This window comes from Roseomonas sp. TF40, assembly GCF_057219975.1.
This window is the reverse complement of record NZ_JBXVVR010000009.1, coordinates 79,590-96,178: the sequence shown is the minus strand read 5'-3', so window position 1 is coordinate 96,178 and position 16,589 is coordinate 79,590. Positions and strand designations below refer to the sequence as shown.

At 68.8% G+C, this 16,589-nt stretch carries 13 protein-coding genes and 2 pseudogenes; 10 read left to right on the top strand and 5 right to left on the bottom strand.

Annotated features, from left to right (window positions below; all coding sequences use genetic code 11):
- Positions 1–248 precede the first annotated feature (248 nt).
- From AC2D9U_RS21405 to AC2D9U_RS21390, 4 genes are all read right to left on the bottom strand, one after another.
- Complete coding sequence (locus AC2D9U_RS21405) at positions 249–1,421, bottom strand: AAA family ATPase (protein WP_484752840.1); 1,173 nt, start codon at positions 1,419–1,421, stop codon at positions 249–251.
- A complete protein-coding gene (locus AC2D9U_RS21400) occupies positions 1,418–2,401 on the bottom strand; it encodes a DUF7146 domain-containing protein (protein WP_484752836.1) in 984 nt (327 codons plus the stop codon). The genes AC2D9U_RS21405 and AC2D9U_RS21400 overlap by 4 nt, the downstream gene beginning before the upstream one ends.
- Before the next feature lie 454 nt (positions 2,402–2,855).
- The gene (locus AC2D9U_RS21395; protein ID WP_484752832.1) at positions 2,856–3,080 is read right to left on the bottom strand and encodes a helix-turn-helix domain-containing protein; all 225 of its coding nucleotides are present in this window, start codon (positions 3,078–3,080) and stop codon (positions 2,856–2,858) included.
- 113 nt (positions 3,081–3,193) lie between these two features.
- On the bottom strand, positions 3,194–4,024 hold the full coding sequence (locus tag AC2D9U_RS21390; protein WP_484752829.1) for a hypothetical protein: 831 nt from the start codon (positions 4,022–4,024) through the stop codon (positions 3,194–3,196).
- Positions 4,025–4,242: 218 nt separating this feature from the next.
- Here AC2D9U_RS21390 and AC2D9U_RS21385 point away from each other — a divergent pair, with 218 nt between their 5' ends.
- The 10 genes and pseudogenes from AC2D9U_RS21385 (at position 4,243) to AC2D9U_RS21340 (ending at position 15,737) form a co-directional block, all read left to right on the top strand.
- Entirely contained in the window at positions 4,243–4,812 is a 570-nt protein-coding gene (locus AC2D9U_RS21385; RefSeq protein WP_484752826.1) for an HD domain-containing protein, read from the top strand.
- A 79-nt stretch (positions 4,813–4,891) separates the two neighbouring features.
- The gene (locus tag AC2D9U_RS21380; RefSeq protein ID WP_484752822.1) at positions 4,892–6,466 is read left to right on the top strand and encodes a type I restriction-modification system subunit M; all 1,575 of its coding nucleotides are present in this window, start codon (positions 4,892–4,894) and stop codon (positions 6,464–6,466) included.
- Positions 6,467–6,660: 194 nt separating this feature from the next.
- Complete coding sequence (locus AC2D9U_RS21375) at positions 6,661–7,800, top strand: restriction endonuclease subunit S (RefSeq protein ID WP_484752819.1); 1,140 nt, start codon at positions 6,661–6,663, stop codon at positions 7,798–7,800.
- A complete protein-coding gene (locus tag AC2D9U_RS21370; RefSeq protein WP_484752814.1) occupies positions 7,797–8,828 on the top strand; it encodes a virulence RhuM family protein in 1,032 nt (343 codons plus the stop codon). The genes AC2D9U_RS21375 and AC2D9U_RS21370 overlap by 4 nt, the downstream gene beginning before the upstream one ends.
- Positions 8,825–11,944 (top strand): type I restriction endonuclease subunit R, encoded by a 3,120-nt coding sequence (locus AC2D9U_RS21365; RefSeq protein WP_484752811.1) that lies wholly within the window; start codon positions 8,825–8,827, stop codon positions 11,942–11,944. Before AC2D9U_RS21370 ends, AC2D9U_RS21365 begins: the two co-directional genes overlap by 4 nt.
- Before the next feature lie 575 nt (positions 11,945–12,519).
- Positions 12,520–12,699, top strand: a pseudogene (locus AC2D9U_RS21360) (IS3-like element ISMxa1 family transposase); the annotation flags it as partial.
- 377 nt (positions 12,700–13,076) lie between these two features.
- Positions 13,077–13,496 carry an IS66-like element accessory protein TnpA gene (gene tnpA / locus AC2D9U_RS21355; protein WP_484752807.1) on the top strand — a complete coding sequence of 140 codons (420 nt, stop codon included), beginning with the start codon at positions 13,077–13,079 and terminating at the stop codon, positions 13,494–13,496.
- Positions 13,497–13,516: 20 nt separating this feature from the next.
- On the top strand, positions 13,517–13,846 hold the full coding sequence (gene tnpB, locus AC2D9U_RS21350) for an IS66 family insertion sequence element accessory protein TnpB (RefSeq protein ID WP_484752804.1): 330 nt from the start codon (positions 13,517–13,519) through the stop codon (positions 13,844–13,846).
- An 88-nt stretch (positions 13,847–13,934) separates the two neighbouring features.
- A pseudogene (tnpC, locus tag AC2D9U_RS21345) lies at positions 13,935–15,479 on the top strand (IS66 family transposase).
- A gap of 60 nt (positions 15,480–15,539) precedes the next feature.
- Positions 15,540–15,737 carry a hypothetical protein gene (locus AC2D9U_RS21340; RefSeq protein WP_484752800.1) on the top strand — a complete coding sequence of 66 codons (198 nt, stop codon included), beginning with the start codon at positions 15,540–15,542 and terminating at the stop codon, positions 15,735–15,737.
- A 47-nt stretch (positions 15,738–15,784) separates the two neighbouring features.
- On the opposite strand, the gene AC2D9U_RS21335 is transcribed toward AC2D9U_RS21340, so the two are convergent.
- Positions 15,785–16,456, bottom strand: coding sequence for a cyclic nucleotide-binding domain-containing protein (locus AC2D9U_RS21335; protein WP_484752797.1), 672 nt, complete (start codon positions 16,454–16,456; stop codon positions 15,785–15,787).
- Positions 16,457–16,589: the final 133 nt, after the last annotated feature.

Genomic DNA, 16,589 nt, shown 5'->3' with positions numbered 1-16,589 from the left:
CCTAGGCCGGCGCCGCGGTCCTAACCACTGCGCGGCCAAGTCGCCCGGGAGGATCCGAAGGGCAAGGGGTGCAGTTCATCCCCTCGCCACTCGGCCGGCCGGACGGACGGACGGACCCGCCCCTATAGGGGGGCGGTCCGGTCCGGTCCGGGTCCGCGGTGGTTCGGTCCGGGGCTTGTCCGGGTTGGTCCGGCGCGGTCCGGCCGAGGGATTTCCTCGCTGCCTCGCCGGTCCGGGTCCGGTCCGGGTCACGATGCCGCCCCGTCCCGCGCGAGCCATGCCAGGCCATCCCGGACCGCCACCGCGCCAGCATTCCGGGCGGCGGTCATCGCGCGGTCTATCGAGCGGCGCTTGTTGTCCGGCTCCTCGGCGAGGCTGAGGTCGCGCGCGGAGCATTCTGCCCGCCACCGCTCCACCCTCACCCCGCGCAAGTCCGGCGCGCTCGGCCATTGCGGCCCGGCGGGTAGCGCCTGGCCTTCCTCGCCGGCTAGGTCGGACAGGATGCGGACCGCCTGCCGCGCGATGGGGCTAAGTCTCGGCCTGGAACCGGCGCGCGAGGGAGCGCCGCCCTCGGCCTCTTCGGCGACGCAGGTCCGGCGGGGCTCCCCGTCATCACCCGTCGGCAGTTCCACCGTCGCGAGGCGGAAGCGGTAGCTCGCCCCGTCCGCATCGTCCTTCGCGTGCTCCACCGTGACACCATGCGGCGAGCCCTCGGCGCCCTTCGTCACCTTCACCACAAGGTCGGTAGCGCCAACCAGGGCGCCCCCCCCGCGCGGCATCTTCGCCGCTTCGTCCTTCGGGCCGTGATGCACCACCGCGACATGACAGCCCGCGAAGCCGTCGCGGTCGTCGGGCTCGCGTAGATAGTCGGTCGATCGGATGAAGCCGCTCATGTCCTGCGTAGTGTCTTCGTTCCCGGTGCCGAAGGTACGATTGAGAGTGTCGAGGATCAGCAGTTCGGCGCGGTGCGCCTTCGCGGCCTCGCGCAGCGCGGAGAGGTCGCCGGACGGCGGCCCCACCTCGGCCCGCTGCGCGATGTAGGCGAAGCCCTCCGCCGGGCCGAACGCATCGCGCAGCGCCAGCAGTCGGGCAGCGAAGCCGCCTTCACCCTCGGCCGCGACATAGAGGACGCGGCACGGCCGCGCGGCGAGGCCCCACATGCCGCGGCCGAGCGCGAGCCCATAGGCCAGGCGCAGCAGCAGGAAGGACTTGCCGCACTTCGGCGCGCCCCACCACACGCTCAGTTCGCGCGGCGCCAGCAGCCCGGCGAGCATGTAGCTCCGCCGCGGTGCCAGGGCGGCATCGGCCACTGTGAGCAGCTTGAGGCGGCCGAACATGCGGCCCCGCTTGGCGGTGGCGCTGGCGAAGCTCGCCCCGTCCGCTGCGATCGCGGCCTCAGGGTTCCCAATGTCACCCATCATGCCGCGCGGCCTCGCAACAGGTCGTTGAAGTCGCCGGCCGGCGGCGTGCAGACGCGCGCCTCGCGGCCGGCTTCGGTCCATCGGGCAGCGCAGCCCTGCGCCGCGGCGAGGCCGGCACCGTCCGCGTCGGCGAAGATCGTCAGCGCCTCGATACCGGGCGGCACAGGAAAGCGCGCGATCGCGCCCGCGGAGGTCGCGGCCCATACCGGCCGCCAGCCGTAGCCCTGCGCGACGCTCAGCGCGGTTTCGATCCCTTCGGCTAGGCCGAGGCCGAGGCTCACGTCTTCATCGCACGTGAGGCGTATGCAGCCGGCAGCGCCGAGCATGATCTTCGGCCGCTCGCCGTCGGCCTTGCCGGTCCCGTCCGCCCGCAAGTAGGTGACGTGCACGCCGCACGGCTCGGCGGTGGCGGGATCCGACATGAGCGCGACCATCGCCGAACCACGCGGGCCGAAGCGTGGGTTGCGCCATGCCTGAGGATGGAAGCGGAGCGGTGCGTCTGGCTCAAGGCGCAGGCCGCGCAAGGCGAGGTATTTCGCGACCACCGTCCCGGTGGCCGGCGTGCTCTCCGACCAAAGGGCGCGGGCCATGTCCAGGGTAGCTGGCGGGGATGGCTCGCGCGCGGCCTCCGCGAGCATCACGGTGGGGCGCCGCACCGCCCGGAGTTCCCCTCCGCGCGCGAGGCCGAGCCACGCCCGCGCCCATCGGATGGCGTCGCCCATCGTGCCGCCGCGCAGGTGCCTGACCAGCGCGAGCGCATCGCCCCCACAGCCGGCTTCATGATCGTGCCATGCGCCACGCTTTGGTCCGGCGATCATCACCGCGAGCGAGCCGCGCGCGCGGAACCGCCACTCGAACCGACCCCGATGCGACGGCTCATCCGCGAGGTCTAGAACGACGGCGCCGATGCGGTCGGCGAGCAACAGACTGACGTGCCGCGGCGAGAACTCGGCTCGGCCTTGGGCATCATCGCCCGCCATGGCCAGCCTCCATGTCGGCCAGCGCCGCTGAGAGGGATGGGAACGCCTGCGGTACGAGGCCCGCCATGGCGAGGCAGGTCCGGGGCTCGCCGGCCGCCTCGCGCAGGTCGTGGCGCAGCATCAGCCGTGCGCCAGCCGGCGCCGATGCGCGCGCCAGGGCCATGGCCTTCTGTCGCGCGATCCAGTCGAGCAGAGGCGCTGGGCGGATTACCCTGGGGCGCGAGCGTCGGCGCCACCCGCAGCACGGGCAGCGGGATGGGCCCGATGTCGGGTACATATCGCGGTCCTCGATGTGAGGTCCGGCAGCGAGGATCGGCGTGGAAAGCAGCGCGCGGCTGATGTACAATTCAGCCTGTTCGGTAGAGTACGCGGTGCCTACCCCGCCCGGCCCTCGTGCCGGGCGGTTGCGTTTTACGGGTTGCCGAAGGCGGTGGGTGGGGCTGCGGTCATGAACCTACGCCTCGGCGCCGAGCAGCGCGCGCAGGCTCGCCGCGCAAACCAGCGTTCGCCCGCCCAACTTGAAGAACCGCAGCTTCCCGGCGGCGTTCTGCCGTCGGAGCGTCGATATGCTGACGCCGGTGATGCGCGCGGCCGCTGGTAGGGTGTGCGCCAGCGCCTCCTCCGTCCGTCCGTTTGCCGGCCGCACCGGCGATGCATCGACTTTCTTCCGAGTTGCCATGACGTGGTCTGCTCCCGCTTAGGATGCGGGGAACCTGCCTGAGCTGGGCTGCTATTCGGTCCCACAACTCTGAAAATGATATGGGCGTTGCCATCGGCGAGCCGGTTGGCGGGTTACCCCTTCGCGGGATGCAGTAGAGGCGCTTGCACCTTCGCGGATCGGCGTCCCTTCGGCTTGCCGCCCGCTGCCTTCCATTCTTGCGCGGCGGCGATGAACTCCTCCCGGACCAGCGCCATCGAAAAAGAACCGCCTCCAGGAGACTTGTGCGCCAGCTGAGCCCGCAAACGTCGCCTGCGCTGCACCCACGTCACTCTCTGTTCGGGAGCTAGCTCCTCGTTCTCCGACTTCGCGTAGTTCTCGCGCCACCGCTCGATGGTGCCGGCCTCGGTGCCAGTCGCCTCGTAAGCCTCGGCGAGCAGCACGTCTTCCTTGATGCCGCACGCCGCATAGAACTCGATCAGGAGAACGATCCAGAACGTGGCTGCATCCCGAGCCGCCTTCCGGTCGCCGAAGGGCGTCTTCTTCAGCAGCGAGGGCGTGGCCCGGTCGCCGCGCTCCAACGCCGTCAGGGCGTCGCGAAGCTCGTTGCTCAGCGCGGACGGAAAGAGGTGCGGCGTATCCCTCAGCAAGGCGATGGCCGCCCGGCGCTTCTTGCGTTCAGGTGCAGGTTTCTCCGGGTCCCGAGCCATCCAGAGCGCCGTGTCCCGAAGTCCGCCGAACGCCTGCTGGAGAACGATCCCGCCCAGCAGTCGCCAGACTATCAGTTCCTGGGCTGTGGCGGCGCTGGCCTGGAACGTCAAGGCGACATCCAGCATGCCGTGCAATTGGTCGCGGGTCGGCGCGAAGGCTTCGGGCGGTTGGTGCAAGAAGTCCTCGCGGCGCCGAACGGCCGTCGGTAGCGAGCGCCGGAGCAGTGCAGCAGCCGCATCAAGGCGCGCGGTCACGGCGCCCTCGTCCCGCAGCTCCTTCCCTCTCAACCGCACCACGACCGAGGGGGGCTGGGCCGCTTCCTGCCGCTCACCTGTTCGCTGTCTGCCCATGACCCGCCGGCGGCGCCCTGCTGCATTGCCCTGCGCCATCCTGCCACGCCCTGACGCCGGAATGAACTGGACTGTGTCGCCGTGCCCTTGCATCCTGTGCGCATGAGCAACGAGGCGATTTCGTGACCACGGACCGCTGGACTTCCCTCGCCGACGCCGCCGCCCTCGCCTTCCGGCTGCATGCCGACCAGCGACGGAAGGGGACCTCGATCCCATATGTATCCCACCTCATGGCCGTCTCCGCGCTGGTGCTGGAGCATGGCGGGGACGAGGAGCAGGCCGTCGCCGCCCTCCTGCACGACGCCATCGAGGATTGCGGCGCCGAGCACGAGGCGACCATCGCCGACCGCTTCGGCCCGCGCGTCGCGGCCATCGTCCGCGCCTGCACGGATGCCGAGGTCATCCCGAAGCCGCCCTGGCGCGCCCGGAAGGAAGCCTACCTCGCGCATCTCGAACATGCCGGCGCCGACGCCTTGCTCGTCTCGGCCGCCGACAAGCTGCACAACGCCCGCGCCATCGTGGAGGACCTGCGCGAGCATGGGGTGGCAATGATGTCCCGCTTCAATGCCGGCCGCGATGGCACGCTCTGGTACTACCGCTCTCTCTCCGACACCTTCGCCCGGCTGCTGCCGGGTCGGCTGGCCGACGAGTTGGCGCGCGCGGTCGCCGAGATGGAACGCCTCGCCGCCTGAGGGCCGGGAATGCCAATCGCGGCTTGAGACGGCAGGGTCGCCCGTCCATGTTGTCCGGCATGAAGGAACACGCCCACCCATGACGGATTCGATCCAGTCCGAGCTTCCGCTGGCCGCAGCACCCCGGCGGGGGCGCAAAGCTGCGAAGGCGGCCCCACCGCCCGAGAAGCTCGAAGTCACGCTGTTCAAGACGGCCGACAAGCTGCGCGGCGCCATGGATCCGGGCGAGTACAAGCATGTCGCCCTCGGCTTGGTCTTCCTGCGCTACATCGGCGCGGCCTTCGAGCAGGCGCGCGCGCAGATCGCCGCCACGCCGCATGCCGACCCGGAGGATGTCGAGGAGTACCGCGCGCTCAACGCCTTCTGGGTGCCGCCGGAGGCGCGGTGGTCCACGCTCCAGGCCGCGGCGCGGGAGCCGCGCATCGGCGAGGTGGTGGATACGGCCATGCGCGCGCTGGAAGACGCGAACCCCGCCACGCTGCGCGGCGCGCTGCCGAAGGATTATGCCCGGCCCGCTTTGCCCAAATCGGCGCTTGGCCAACTCGTGGACCTTTTCACCAACCTGCCGCTGACCGGCGGCAAGGGCGATTTCGACGTGCTGGGGCGGGTCTACGAGTATTTCCTCGGCGGCTTCGCGGGGAAGGAAGGCAAGCGCGGCGGGGATTTCTACACCCCGCCCTCGGTGGTCCGTCTGATGGTGGAGATTCTCCAACCGAAGGCCGGACGGGTCTATGATCCGTGCTGCGGCACGGGCGGCTTCTTCGTGCAGTCGGAGACCTTCCTCGAATCCCACCAGGGCCGCATCGGCGACATCGCCGTCTATGGGCAGGAGAGGAACCACACCACCTGGCGGCTGGCGCGGATGAACCTTGCTATCCGCGGCATCAGCGCCGAGATCGCCTGGAATGAGGGCGGCACGCTGGCGCGGGACGCGCTGCCGGATCTGCGCGCCGACACGGTGCTGGCCAACCCGCCCTTCAACATCAGCGATTGGGATGGGGCGGCGCTGGCGAAGGATGGGCGCTGGCATTTCGGCACGCCGCCGGTGGGCAACGCCAACTTCGCCTGGCTGCAGCATTGCTGGCACCATCTGGCGCCGCAGGGCCGGGCCGGCGTGGTGCTGGCGAATGGCTCGCTCTCCTCCAGCCAGGGTGGGGAGGACACGATCCGCCGGGCGATGATCGAGGCCGGGGTGGTGGAGGGCATCGTCGCCCTGCCGGCACAGATGTTCTACGGCACCGGCATCCCGGCCTGCCTATGGTTCCTGCGCCGCGCGCCGGATGCCAGGCGGCAGGTGCTGTTCGTGGATGCGCGCAAGCTGGGATTCATGGAGACCAGCACCTTCCGCGCCTTCACGTCGGAGGAGATTTCCCGCGTTGCGGCCACCTTCACGGCGTGGCGTAAGGGCGAGGGCTATTCCGACGTGCCGGGCTTCTGCCGCGCGGCCGACGATGCGGCGATCCGCGAGCATGGGTTCGTTCTGACGCCGGGGCGATACGTTGGCGCCGAGGCGGCGACCGATGACGCGGAGGGCGCGGCAGCAGAACTGCGTGCGCTCGCGGCCACGCTGGAGCGCCAACAACAAAGGGCTGCCGAACTGGACGCCACCATCCGCCGGCAGATCGCCAGCCTGCTGTCCTACACCTCCACATGACAGGTAGCGTGGTCCACGTTCCGACAGCGGCCAGCGGGTTTGCGGACGATTGCCGGTGGGTATCGCTCCAGCATGTCTGTCTCGGCGTTTTCGACTGTCCGCACTCGACGCCTGTCGTTGCTGCTGAGGGGCCATACGTCGTTCGCTCCCAGGATATCCGGACAGGCCGGCTGGACCTTGCGACCACCGCGCATGTGTCAGAGGCGACCTACCAGGAGAGGATCGACCGGGCCGAGCCGCGAGCGGGCGATCTTCTATACAGCCGGGAAGGAACCTACTTCGGGATCGCGGCCGAGGTGCCGCAGGACGTTCGGGTGTGCCTTGGCCAGCGCATGGTCCTGATCAGGCCGAACCCCGAGTTGGTCGTCAGCCGCTACCTTCTTTATTGGCTGAATTCGCCGATCATGGCGGCGCAGGTCGCGGCTTTCCGTGACGGCTCGGTCGCCGAACGGCTGAACATGCCGACGATCCGCGGCCTGCCTGTGCCTCTTGCCGATATGCATACGCAGCGGCGTATCGCTGACGTACTCGGCGCCCTGGACGACAAGATCGCGCTGAATGGGCGGATGAACGCGACGCTGGAGGCGATGGCGCGGGCGGTGTTCGAGGACTGGTTCGTTCGCTTCGGCCCGGTACGCGCCAAGGCCGAAGGCCGCGCCCCGCCCGGCCTCGCCCCCGACCTCGCCGCCCTCTTCCCCGACCGCCTGACCGAGACGCAGGATGGCGAGGTGCCGGAGGGGTGGACGATTGGGCAATTCGGTCAGATCGCCGTGAACAGGACCGACATGTGCCAGCCGGGGGACTTGCCGGAGGAAACGCCCTATTTCGGGCTGGAGCATATGCCTCGGCGCAGCATCGCTCTGGATAGCTGGGGATCTGCCGGCAACGTTGGCAGTGCGAAGCTTCTCTTCCAGCGCGGCGACTTCCTGTTCGGCAAGCTTCGCCCCTACTTCCACAAGGTCGGGGTCGCACCAGTGGACGGCGTCTGCACGACCGATGCCGTCGTCGTTCGCGCGCGGAGGCCGGAGTTGGCAACGCTTGTGTTGATGGTGCTGTCGTCCACCGAATTCGTGGGATTCACGGACCGCGGCTCGACCGGGACAAAGATGCCGCGGACTCGTTGGCAGGACATGGCGCGCTATCGCTGCGCCGTGCCTACGGTGGCCGTGTCACAGGCATTCACAAGCTTTGCGTCGCCGATGATCGAGCGGATCGTTTCAAACATTCACGAGACACGCACCCTCACGGCCTTCCGCGATCTCCTCCTCCCGCGCCTCATCTCGGGAAAGCTCCGCCTGCGCGATGCTGAGCGCGCCGTGGAGGCCGCGCTGTGAGCGACAGCACGGGCGAACTCATCCTCTACCGCACCGAGGACGGCGCCACCGCCATCCATCTCCGCGCGGTGGCGGGCACCGTCTGGCTCACCCAGGCTGAGATCGCGCAGCTCTTCGACACCACCCCCCAGAACATCACCCTGCACATCCGCAATATCGGGCTGGAGGGGGAGTTGGACCCGGCGGCAACTTGTAAGGATATCTTACAAGTTCGCCTGGAGGGGGCGCGCGAGGTCAGCCGCACCGTGCGCCTCTATGCCCTGCCGATGATCCTGGCCATCGGCTACCGGGTCCGTAGCCCGCGCGGGACGCAGTTCCGCCAATGGGCGACCACCACCCTGACCGAGTACCTCCGCAAGGGCTTCGTCATGGACGATGCCCGGCTGAAGGAGCCCGGCGGGCTCGACTATTTCGACGAGCTTTTGGCCCGCATCCGGGATATCCGGGCCTCCGAGAAGCGGTTCTACCAGAAGGTCCGGGACCTCTTCGCCGCGACCAGCGCCGACTATGACGGCAGCGCGGCCGCCGCGAAGACCTTCTTCGCGACGATCCAGAACAAGCTGGTCTTCGCCGTCACCGGACGGACTGCCGCAGAATTGATCGTGGAGCGGGCCGACCCGACCAAGCCCAACATGGCGCTGACCAGCCATGCCGGGCCGCGGGTGCGCAAGGCGGATGTCATCGTCTCCAAGAACTACCTCACCGCCGACGAACTGACCCAGTTGAACCGGCTGACGACCATGTTCCTCGACTTCGCGGAGGAGCGTGCAAGCCGGCGCCAGGTCACCCGGATGGCTGACTGGATCACCCAGACGGACAGGTTTCTCGCTTTCAATGAACGCGGCGTCCTGCCCGGGCCCGGGCGCGTCTCCCATGACCAGATGGAGGCCATTGCCCACGAACGCTTCGCCGTCTTCGACGACGCCAGAAGGCGGGAGGAAGCCGTGCGGGCGGAGGCCGAGGCGATCGAGGAGATTGGCCGGATCGCGCAGCAGGCGCGCAAGCGTCCGGGCAAGGCCGATCGGTGACCGTCACCGAAGCAGAGTTGGAAGCCTCGCTTCTCGACCTGCTGGCGCGGCAGGGCATCGCGCATCTGCCGGGACCTGCCACGGCGCCGGACGCGCCGCTCGGCCTGCGCAACGCCTGGCAGGAGGCGATCCTGAGCCCGCGCCTGCTCGGCGCCATTGCCCGGCTCAACCCGTGCCTGCCCGCAGCCGCACAGCGGGAGGCAGCGCAGCGCCTGACCGACACGGTCTTCGCCGGTGACCTCGCGGCCGAGAACCGCCGTATCCATGAGGCGCTGGTCAACGGCCTGACCCTGGAATGGGAAGAAAACGGGGAGGCGCGCGCCGGCCAAATCCAACTGGTGGATTGGGGCGATGCGGGCGAGGCGATGAATGACTGGCTGGCGGTCAGTCAGTTCGAGATCGTGGGGCAGGAAGCGCGGCGCCCGGATGTCGTGCTCTTTCTCAACGGCCTGCCGGTGGTGCTGGTCGAACTGAAATCGCCCTCCGCCGCCAATGCGGGGCTGAACGAGGCATTCCAGCAGACGCAGACCTACCGCGCGCAGGTGCCGGAGCTGTTCCGCTGCCACGCCTTCTCTGTCCTATCGGACGGATTCACCGCCCGCTACGGCAGCATGACCGCCGGGCTGGATCGCTTCCAGCGATGGCCGACGCTCGACGGCTCCACCCTGCCGAAGGGTGCGGCGCGGGAGGGGCTGGAGACGCTGGCGCGCGGGCTGCTGCGGCCGGAGGTGATGTTGCCGCTGATCCGGCGCTTCACCGTCTATGAGGCGGCGCGGCAGGGTCTCATCAAGAAAGTGGCGAGCTACCGCCAATTCTACGCCGGGCTGAAGGGGCGGGAGCAGGTGGCGCGGGCGGCCGCTGGGGATGGGCGTGCGGGGGTGGTCTGGCACACCACCGGCAGCGGCAAGTCGCTGTTGATGGCCTTTCTCGCCGGGCTCTGCATCCATGACCGGCGGCTGGCCAACCCCACCGTGCTGGTGCTGACGGACCGGGCGGACCTGGATGAGCAACTCTGGTCCACCTTCGCGCAATCCGCCGCATTGCTCGGCGGTCAGGCGCCAGAACGCGCGGACACCCGCGCCGATCTGCGCCGGTTGCTCGCACGCCAGGCGGGTGGGGTGGTGTTCAGCACGATGCAGAAATTCGCCCCCGAGCCGGGCGAGGCGGCGTTCCCGCGCCTCAGCGAGCGTCGGAACATCGTGGTGCTGGTGGATGAGGCCCACCGCACGCAATACGGCTTCGAGGCGCGGGTAAATGCCAAAGGGGAGGTGGTCTATGGCCATGCCCACCATCTGCGCCAGGCGCTGCCTCGTGCCGCCTTCGTCGGCTTCACGGGCACCCCCGTCTCGATGGGCGCGCGCGATACAGTGGAGGTCTTCGGCGAGGTCTTCGACAGCTACAACATCGCCGCCGCCATCGAGGACGGCGCCACGGTGCCGATCTACTACGAGGCGCGGGTGGCGAAGCTGTCACTGGATCAGGAGACGCAAGGGAAGCTCGACGCCAGCTATGCCGCTATCACCGAGGATACGGAGGCGAGCGAGGCAGAAGCCGCGAAGCGCCGCTGGTCGCGCATGGAGGCGCTGGTCGGCGCCGATAAGCGGCTCGACCGCCTGGCGAAGGACCTGCTGGCGCATCTCGACCAGCGGCTCGGGGCGCAGGATGGCAAGGCGATGGCCGTGTGCATGAGCCGGCGCATCTGCGTGGACCTCTATGACCGCATCGCGCAGCTCCGGCCCGACTGGGTGTCGGAGGACGACGCGACCGGGATGGTGAAGGTGGTGATGACGGGCAGTGCGTCCGATCCTCTCCCGTATCAGTCGCACATCCGCCCACGCCGGCGGGTGGAGGAGTTGGGGGAACGGGTTCGCAACCCAGCAGACCCGCTGAAGCTGGTGATCGTGCAAAGCATGTGGCTGACCGGTTTCGATGCGCCACCGCTGCATACGCTGTATGTGGATAAGCCGATGCGTGGCCACACGCTGATCCAAGCGATTGCGCGGGTGAACCGGGTATTCGGCGCGAAACCCGGCGGGCTGGTGGTGGACTACATCGGCCTCGCCGCCGACCTGAAGGCGGCACTCGCACACTATGCGGAGGGCGACCGCGGCCATGCCGGGCTCGACAAGGGTAAGGCTGTCGCCGCGTTTCTGGAGCGGCTCGACGTGCTGCGCGCCATGTTCCACGGCTTCGACATTTCGGCCTTTTTCGCCGCCTCTGGCGGGCTCGCGCGGCTTTCCGTGATCGCCGGGGCGGTGGACTTCGTGCTGCGCCTTGAGGGCGAAGGCGCCGATAGGCTGGCCGCGGGCCGGCGCCGATTCCTGGATGCCGTCGCAGGGCTGGTGGCGGCGTTCCGGCTATCGGTCACCAGCGACGAGGCGCAGGCGGCCAAGGAGGAGGTCGCCTTCTTTGTCTCGGTTCGGACGGCACTGCTGAAGATCATCGAGGCGCCAAGTGCCACCGGCCGCGCGGCTGCGGATGTCGATCTTGCCCTGCGGCAATTGGTGAATGGTGCCGTCGCCTCGACCGAGGTGATTGATATCCTCGCGGCGTCAGGCGCCGGAAGGGCGGATATATCCGTCCTCTCGGAAGAGTTTCTGATGGGTCTTCGTGGCATCCAACGGAAGGACTTGGCCGCCGAGGTGTTGCGGAAACTGCTCAACGACGAAATCGCCGCGCGGACGCGAACCAACATCGTTCAACAGCGCAGTTTCAGCCAGCGCCTAGCCGAGGCGATAGCTCGCTACCACAACCGGGCCGTGGATGCGGTGCAGGTGATCGAGGAGTTGATCGGGATTGCCCGATCGCTTCGCGAGCAGCCGGAAGACGGGCTGAGCCGTGAAGAGGCAGCGTTCTACGACGCGCTGGCCGAGAACGAGAGCGCAGTCGCGGTGATGCAGAACGAACAACTGCGCATTCTCGCCGCCGAACTGGTGAAGGCCGTTCGGGCCAATGCCCGCGTCGACTGGTGGAAGCGTGAGGATGCGCGGGCCGCGATCCGGGTGCAGGTGAAGCGGCTGCTTCGGAAATACGGCTACCCGCCGGATTTGCAGGACACCGCGGTTCAGCAAGTGGTGAAGCAGGCGGAACTGATCGCCGCTGAGATGGCGCGGTAGCCGACGGCAGGCGCCGCGAGGACGGAGGGGGAGGGATGATGGGGCTGAAGTCGCGGCTGGCTCTTTGCTCGCCGCTTCTGATCGCGTTGCTGTCGGCTCGGTCCCAGACTTTCGAGGTGGCGGGAATCTGGCTCGGCGTCACACCGGAACAACTCAGCAGGAGCCCAGGGAGCGGCTGCCGCAAGGATTGTCGGAGCGATCGACGACCGAGGTTCGTCAGCCCTCGGGTGAGCTTGCGTTCGTGGTGCGTCGGTGGGAGGGGAACGATCCACCCTGGACGAAGGGCTGCCTCCTCTTCAACGGTGCCGGCGAGTTGGTGGCGGTCGTTCGCGAGGGGCGATACCCCTGGGTGCCGGCGCCGACTGTAGAAGAAGTCATGGCCGAGACTGAGGCGAGGTACGGCCGCCCGAGCATCGCGAACTCGGACGTCGAAGAAGGAGCCTTCGCGGTCCTGCGCTACCATGCTGGTGCGACCTTGTCCCGCGACGACGAAGGGCGCGTGACGGCGCTGGTAACGGCACGGGTAACGACCGCATAACGAGCGTTACAACGGCCGTGATAACGGCGAATGAACGACGACGCGGCGGGAGCCGAGCTACCGCCCTGCCACTGGCCTAGTCGGCCGTGACTTCCGTGCCGCAGGACCGAACCGGCTGTGGGTCGCGGACATCACCTAAGTGCCGACCGCGGCGGGCTTCCTGTTCCTCGCCGTCGTCCTCGATGCCTGGTCGCGCCGCATCGTCGGCTGGGCCATAGCAACCGACCTGCGCACCGGCCCATCTGAATAGCCTAACGGCGGCGCGCTGATGAGATTCCCTCCTATCCCGCTTTCCCTCGCCGTATTCCCGGGAATCCTACGACCATACGGCTGGCAGTAGGCCATTGGGAAAACGCGAAACCGTTCGTCGAAGCAGCAGGCACGCTGGCCACAGGGGAACTGTTCCATGTTTTGGGATTGGGCCGGTTTTCGCGGGCGTTTCCCAACAGCCGTGCCGCAAAGCCGTGGTGTGGTGGGCCCGCGTAAGCGTCATCCCTCGGCTGCCTTGCGGCACATGATGCTGGTCGGCTGACCTGCGCGGCTGCTGGGCGGCGCGGATGTCAGTCGCCGCCCTTACGCGTAGGGGTATGGGCGTTGCCGGACGGTCAGCGGGGTGAGGTGATCAGCGTGGTGCAGCGGCGACGCCGCTGGACGTTGGAGCAGAAGCTGGCTTTGGTCGAGGAGGCGATACGTCCCGGGTCGTCGGTGGCGGGCGTCGCGGAGCGTCACGGCGTGAGCCGCAGCCTGCTGTTCGAGTGGCGGCGGCAGGCGAGGGAGGGAACGATGCCGGGCCTGGTCCGGACGGAGTCGGAGGTCCCGCCCAGCCTGGTGCCGGTTCGCGTCGTCGAGGATCAGCCGCGACGGCCGCAGGCTCCCGCATCGTCACGTCCTGAACGGCCTGCGCGGTCCGGCGCGACGATCGAGTTGATGCTGCGGAACGGCCGCGTGCTGCGGGTGTCCGAGGCGATCGTGCCGGAGGTGCTGGGTCGGTTGGCGGCGGCGCTGGACGGCTGATGCTTTCGCTGCATGCTGGGATGCGCGTGCATCTCGCGCTTGGCGCGACGGACATGCGCAAGGGCTTCGACGGGCTGGCCGCGCAGGTGCAGACGGTGCTGAAGGCTGATCCGTTCTCTGGCCACCTGTTCCTGTTCCGCGGCAAGCGGGGCGACCTGCTGAAGGCGTTGTGGTGGGACGGCCAGGGCCTGGTGCTGCTGGCCAAGCGCCTGGAGAAGGGCCGCTTTCTCTGGCCGACGATCGCGCGCGAGGGCGTGGTGACGCTGACGACGGCGCAGCTGGCGATGCTGCTGGAGGGGCTGGACTGGCGCACGCCGAAGCCGAGCTGGAAGCCCGAGATCGCGGTGTAGGCCCTTGCGCCGACGCGGCGGCGTCTGGGACGATTCCGACGTGACGCCGCACGCCGACAGCGTTCTGCCCGATGATCCCGCCGCGCTGATGGCGATGATCGCGGCGCTGCGTGGGGAACTGGCCGAGGAGCGCACGGCCCGTCGCGTTGCTGAACTCGGCTTGCAGGCGAAGACGCTCGAGGCGGAGCGGCTGCGTGTGCAGATTGCGCGGCTGCGGCACGAACGGTTTGGGCGATCGTCGGAGCGCCTGGCAGGCGAGGTCGAGCAGCTGGAACTGCGGCTCGGCGAGGTGCTGGCCGACATCGCCGCGTCAGGCGGTGTGGACAACGCCGAGGGCGAGGCGGCCAGCGGCCCGGCACCGGAGGAGAAGGCGCAACGCCGCGGCCGCAAGCCGTTGCCGGAGGGCCTGCCGCGGCGGGATGTCGAACATCTGCCCGCCGAGGGCTAAGCCTGCCGCGCCTGCGGCGGCGCGCTGCGCAAGGTGGGCGAGGACGTGACGGAGATCCTGGAGTACCGCCCCGGCCGGTTCGAGGTGGTGCGCCACGTCCGGCCCGCATTCTCCTGCCGGAGTTGCGAGGCGATGACGCAGGCGCCGATGCCCTCGCTGCCGATCGAGCGCGGCAGGCCGGGCCCGGGGCTGCTGGCCCATGTGCTGGTCTCGAAATACTGCGACCACATCCCGCTCTACAGGCAGTCTGAGATCTACGCGCGCGACGGGCTGGACCTGCCGCGCGGGCTATTAGCGGGCTGGGTCGGCAGGTCGGCTGCGCTGGCCGAGCCGATGGCCGCCTATATCGGTCGCCACGCCCTGGCCGGGCCGCGGGTGCATGCCGACGACACGCCGATGCCGATGCTCTCCCCTGGCCGCGGCAAGACGCAGGCGGCGCGGTTCTGGGCCTATCTCCGCGATGACCGGCCACTCGGCGGGCGCGATCCACCCGCAGTGCTCTACGAGTTCACGCCGGACCGGAAGGGCGAGCATCCGCAGCGGCGCCTGCGCGACTTCAAGGGCATCCTGCAGGCCGACGCCTATGCCGGGTTCAACGCGCTCTACGAGAGCGGCCGCGTGATCGAGGCGGCCTGCTGGACGCATGCACGGCGCTACTTCCACGACGAGTTGCTGGCCAACGGCAGTCCGATCGCGCGCGAGGCGATCGAGCGGATGCAGCCGCTGTTCGCCATCGAGGCGGAGATCCACGGCCAGCCGCCGGAGGCGCGTCTCACCGCCCGCCAGACCCGCTCGGCGCCGGTGATGGCCGACCTGCACACATGGCTGGAGGCGACGCTGCGGCGGGTCTCCGGCAAGTCGGACCTGGCCAAGGCCATCCGCTACACGCTGGCGCAGTGGGGCGCGCTGACGATGGTGCTGCGCGACGGCCGCGCCTGCCTGCACAACAACGCCGCCGAGCGGCGGATGCGCCCGCTGGCGCTGGGGCGGAAGAACTACCTGTTCGCCGGGTCCCTCGAGGGCGGCAGGCGCGCGGCGATCATCTACACCCTCGTCGGAACCGCGGAACTGAACGGCTGGGATCCGCAGGCGTATCTCCGCGTCCTCCTGAACCGCATCGCCGACCACCCGATCAACCGCATCGGCGATCTCGCGCCCTGGAACCCCCGGCCCGACAGAGCCTGACCACCGTCAAGCCGCCGACGCCGTAGCCGTCAGTGCACGCTTACGGCCCGCCCCGAAAGAATGGACACCTCTGATTGGCTGTTGGGCGTCGATGGTGCCGACACGCTCGATGGCGGTGCCCGTGTGGACACGCAGAATGGCGGCATCAGCAATGATCCGCTGCTCGTCGATCACCCCGATGATCGGGCGATGGAACTCGCGAACCGGAGTGAGGTCGAGGTAGCGATTGCACAGGGCCGCGATGCGAGGGTTGGATAGGCGGCGCGTCAAGAGGCATGGGCACGTTGGGGAGGTAATTGGCGTCCTCAGCGGGTCAGCGCCTCGCGGTCTATCACCTCCGCCCCATCGGCGCCGCGCCGCAGCTTGCCCTTCTGCTCCAACCCGGCAAGTGCGCGCGAGAGCGTCTCGGGCGTCATACCCAGGCGCGCCGCGATGGCACCGCGCGGCTCGGGCATGGCGACATTGCCTGCGCCGGCTTCCTCGGACACGCGGCGCGCCACGAATCGCGCGACACGGTGTTCGGCTGGGCGGAGTTTGAGGTCCACGACCTGATCCACCATCAGGCGCCAATGCCGGGCAAGGAGTTGGGTCGTAGCGCGGCAGAGATCGTGCGAACGCGCGACGCCGTCCCGGAAAGTCTCGGCGGGGACCATGAGCACGCGAATCTCGGTCAATGCGATGGCAGAGGCCAAGTAGGGCATGCGCAGGACCACGGCCGGGGCCAGGAAGACCTCTCCCGCATGGAAGATCTCGACCATGGTGCGGCCGCAACCCTCGACATGCGCCTCCAGGCCGATGCTGCCCTGAAGCAGCATATGTAGGAATTCAGGCTCCTCACCCTGGTCGAAGAGCCGCGTGCCGCGCGGCAGAACCTGGGTGAAACTCGGGCGCAGCAACTCCGCCATGGCCGCCGCGCCGGCCGCGGCGAAGAAGGGGCTCTGCTCGACCAGCCGCGCACTCATTCCCTTGCCCATCATTGGCAGCGTCTCCCTGGTGCCATGGCGAGGAGCAGAACATAGCGCGATGCGGGGTGCGTTGATCCAGATCAAGCGAACGGTTGGCCTTCGTCACGGAAGCCCTTGTTGCAGGCCGGATAGCGCGTGAAATCGC

What these genes read in the sequence shown, in the direction of transcription:
- AC2D9U_RS21405 (WP_484752840.1), bottom strand. Translation starts at nt 1,421, where the DNA reads ATGATGGGTGACATTGGGAACCCTGAGGCCGCGATCGCAGCGGACGGG.
- AC2D9U_RS21400 (WP_484752836.1), bottom strand. Translation starts at nt 2,401, where the DNA reads ATGGCGGGCGATGATGCCCAAGGCCGAGCCGAGTTCTCGCCGCGGCAC.
- AC2D9U_RS21395 (WP_484752832.1), bottom strand. Translation starts at nt 3,080, where the DNA reads ATGGCAACTCGGAAGAAAGTCGATGCATCGCCGGTGCGGCCGGCAAAC.
- AC2D9U_RS21380 (WP_484752822.1), top strand. Translation starts at nt 4,892, where the DNA reads ATGACGGATTCGATCCAGTCCGAGCTTCCGCTGGCCGCAGCACCCCGG.
- tnpB (WP_484752804.1), top strand. Translation starts at nt 13,517, where the DNA reads ATGCGCGTGCATCTCGCGCTTGGCGCGACGGACATGCGCAAGGGCTTC.
- AC2D9U_RS21340 (WP_484752800.1), top strand. Translation starts at nt 15,540, where the DNA reads ATGGACACCTCTGATTGGCTGTTGGGCGTCGATGGTGCCGACACGCTC.
- AC2D9U_RS21335 (WP_484752797.1), bottom strand. Translation starts at nt 16,456, where the DNA reads ATGATGGGCAAGGGAATGAGTGCGCGGCTGGTCGAGCAGAGCCCCTTC.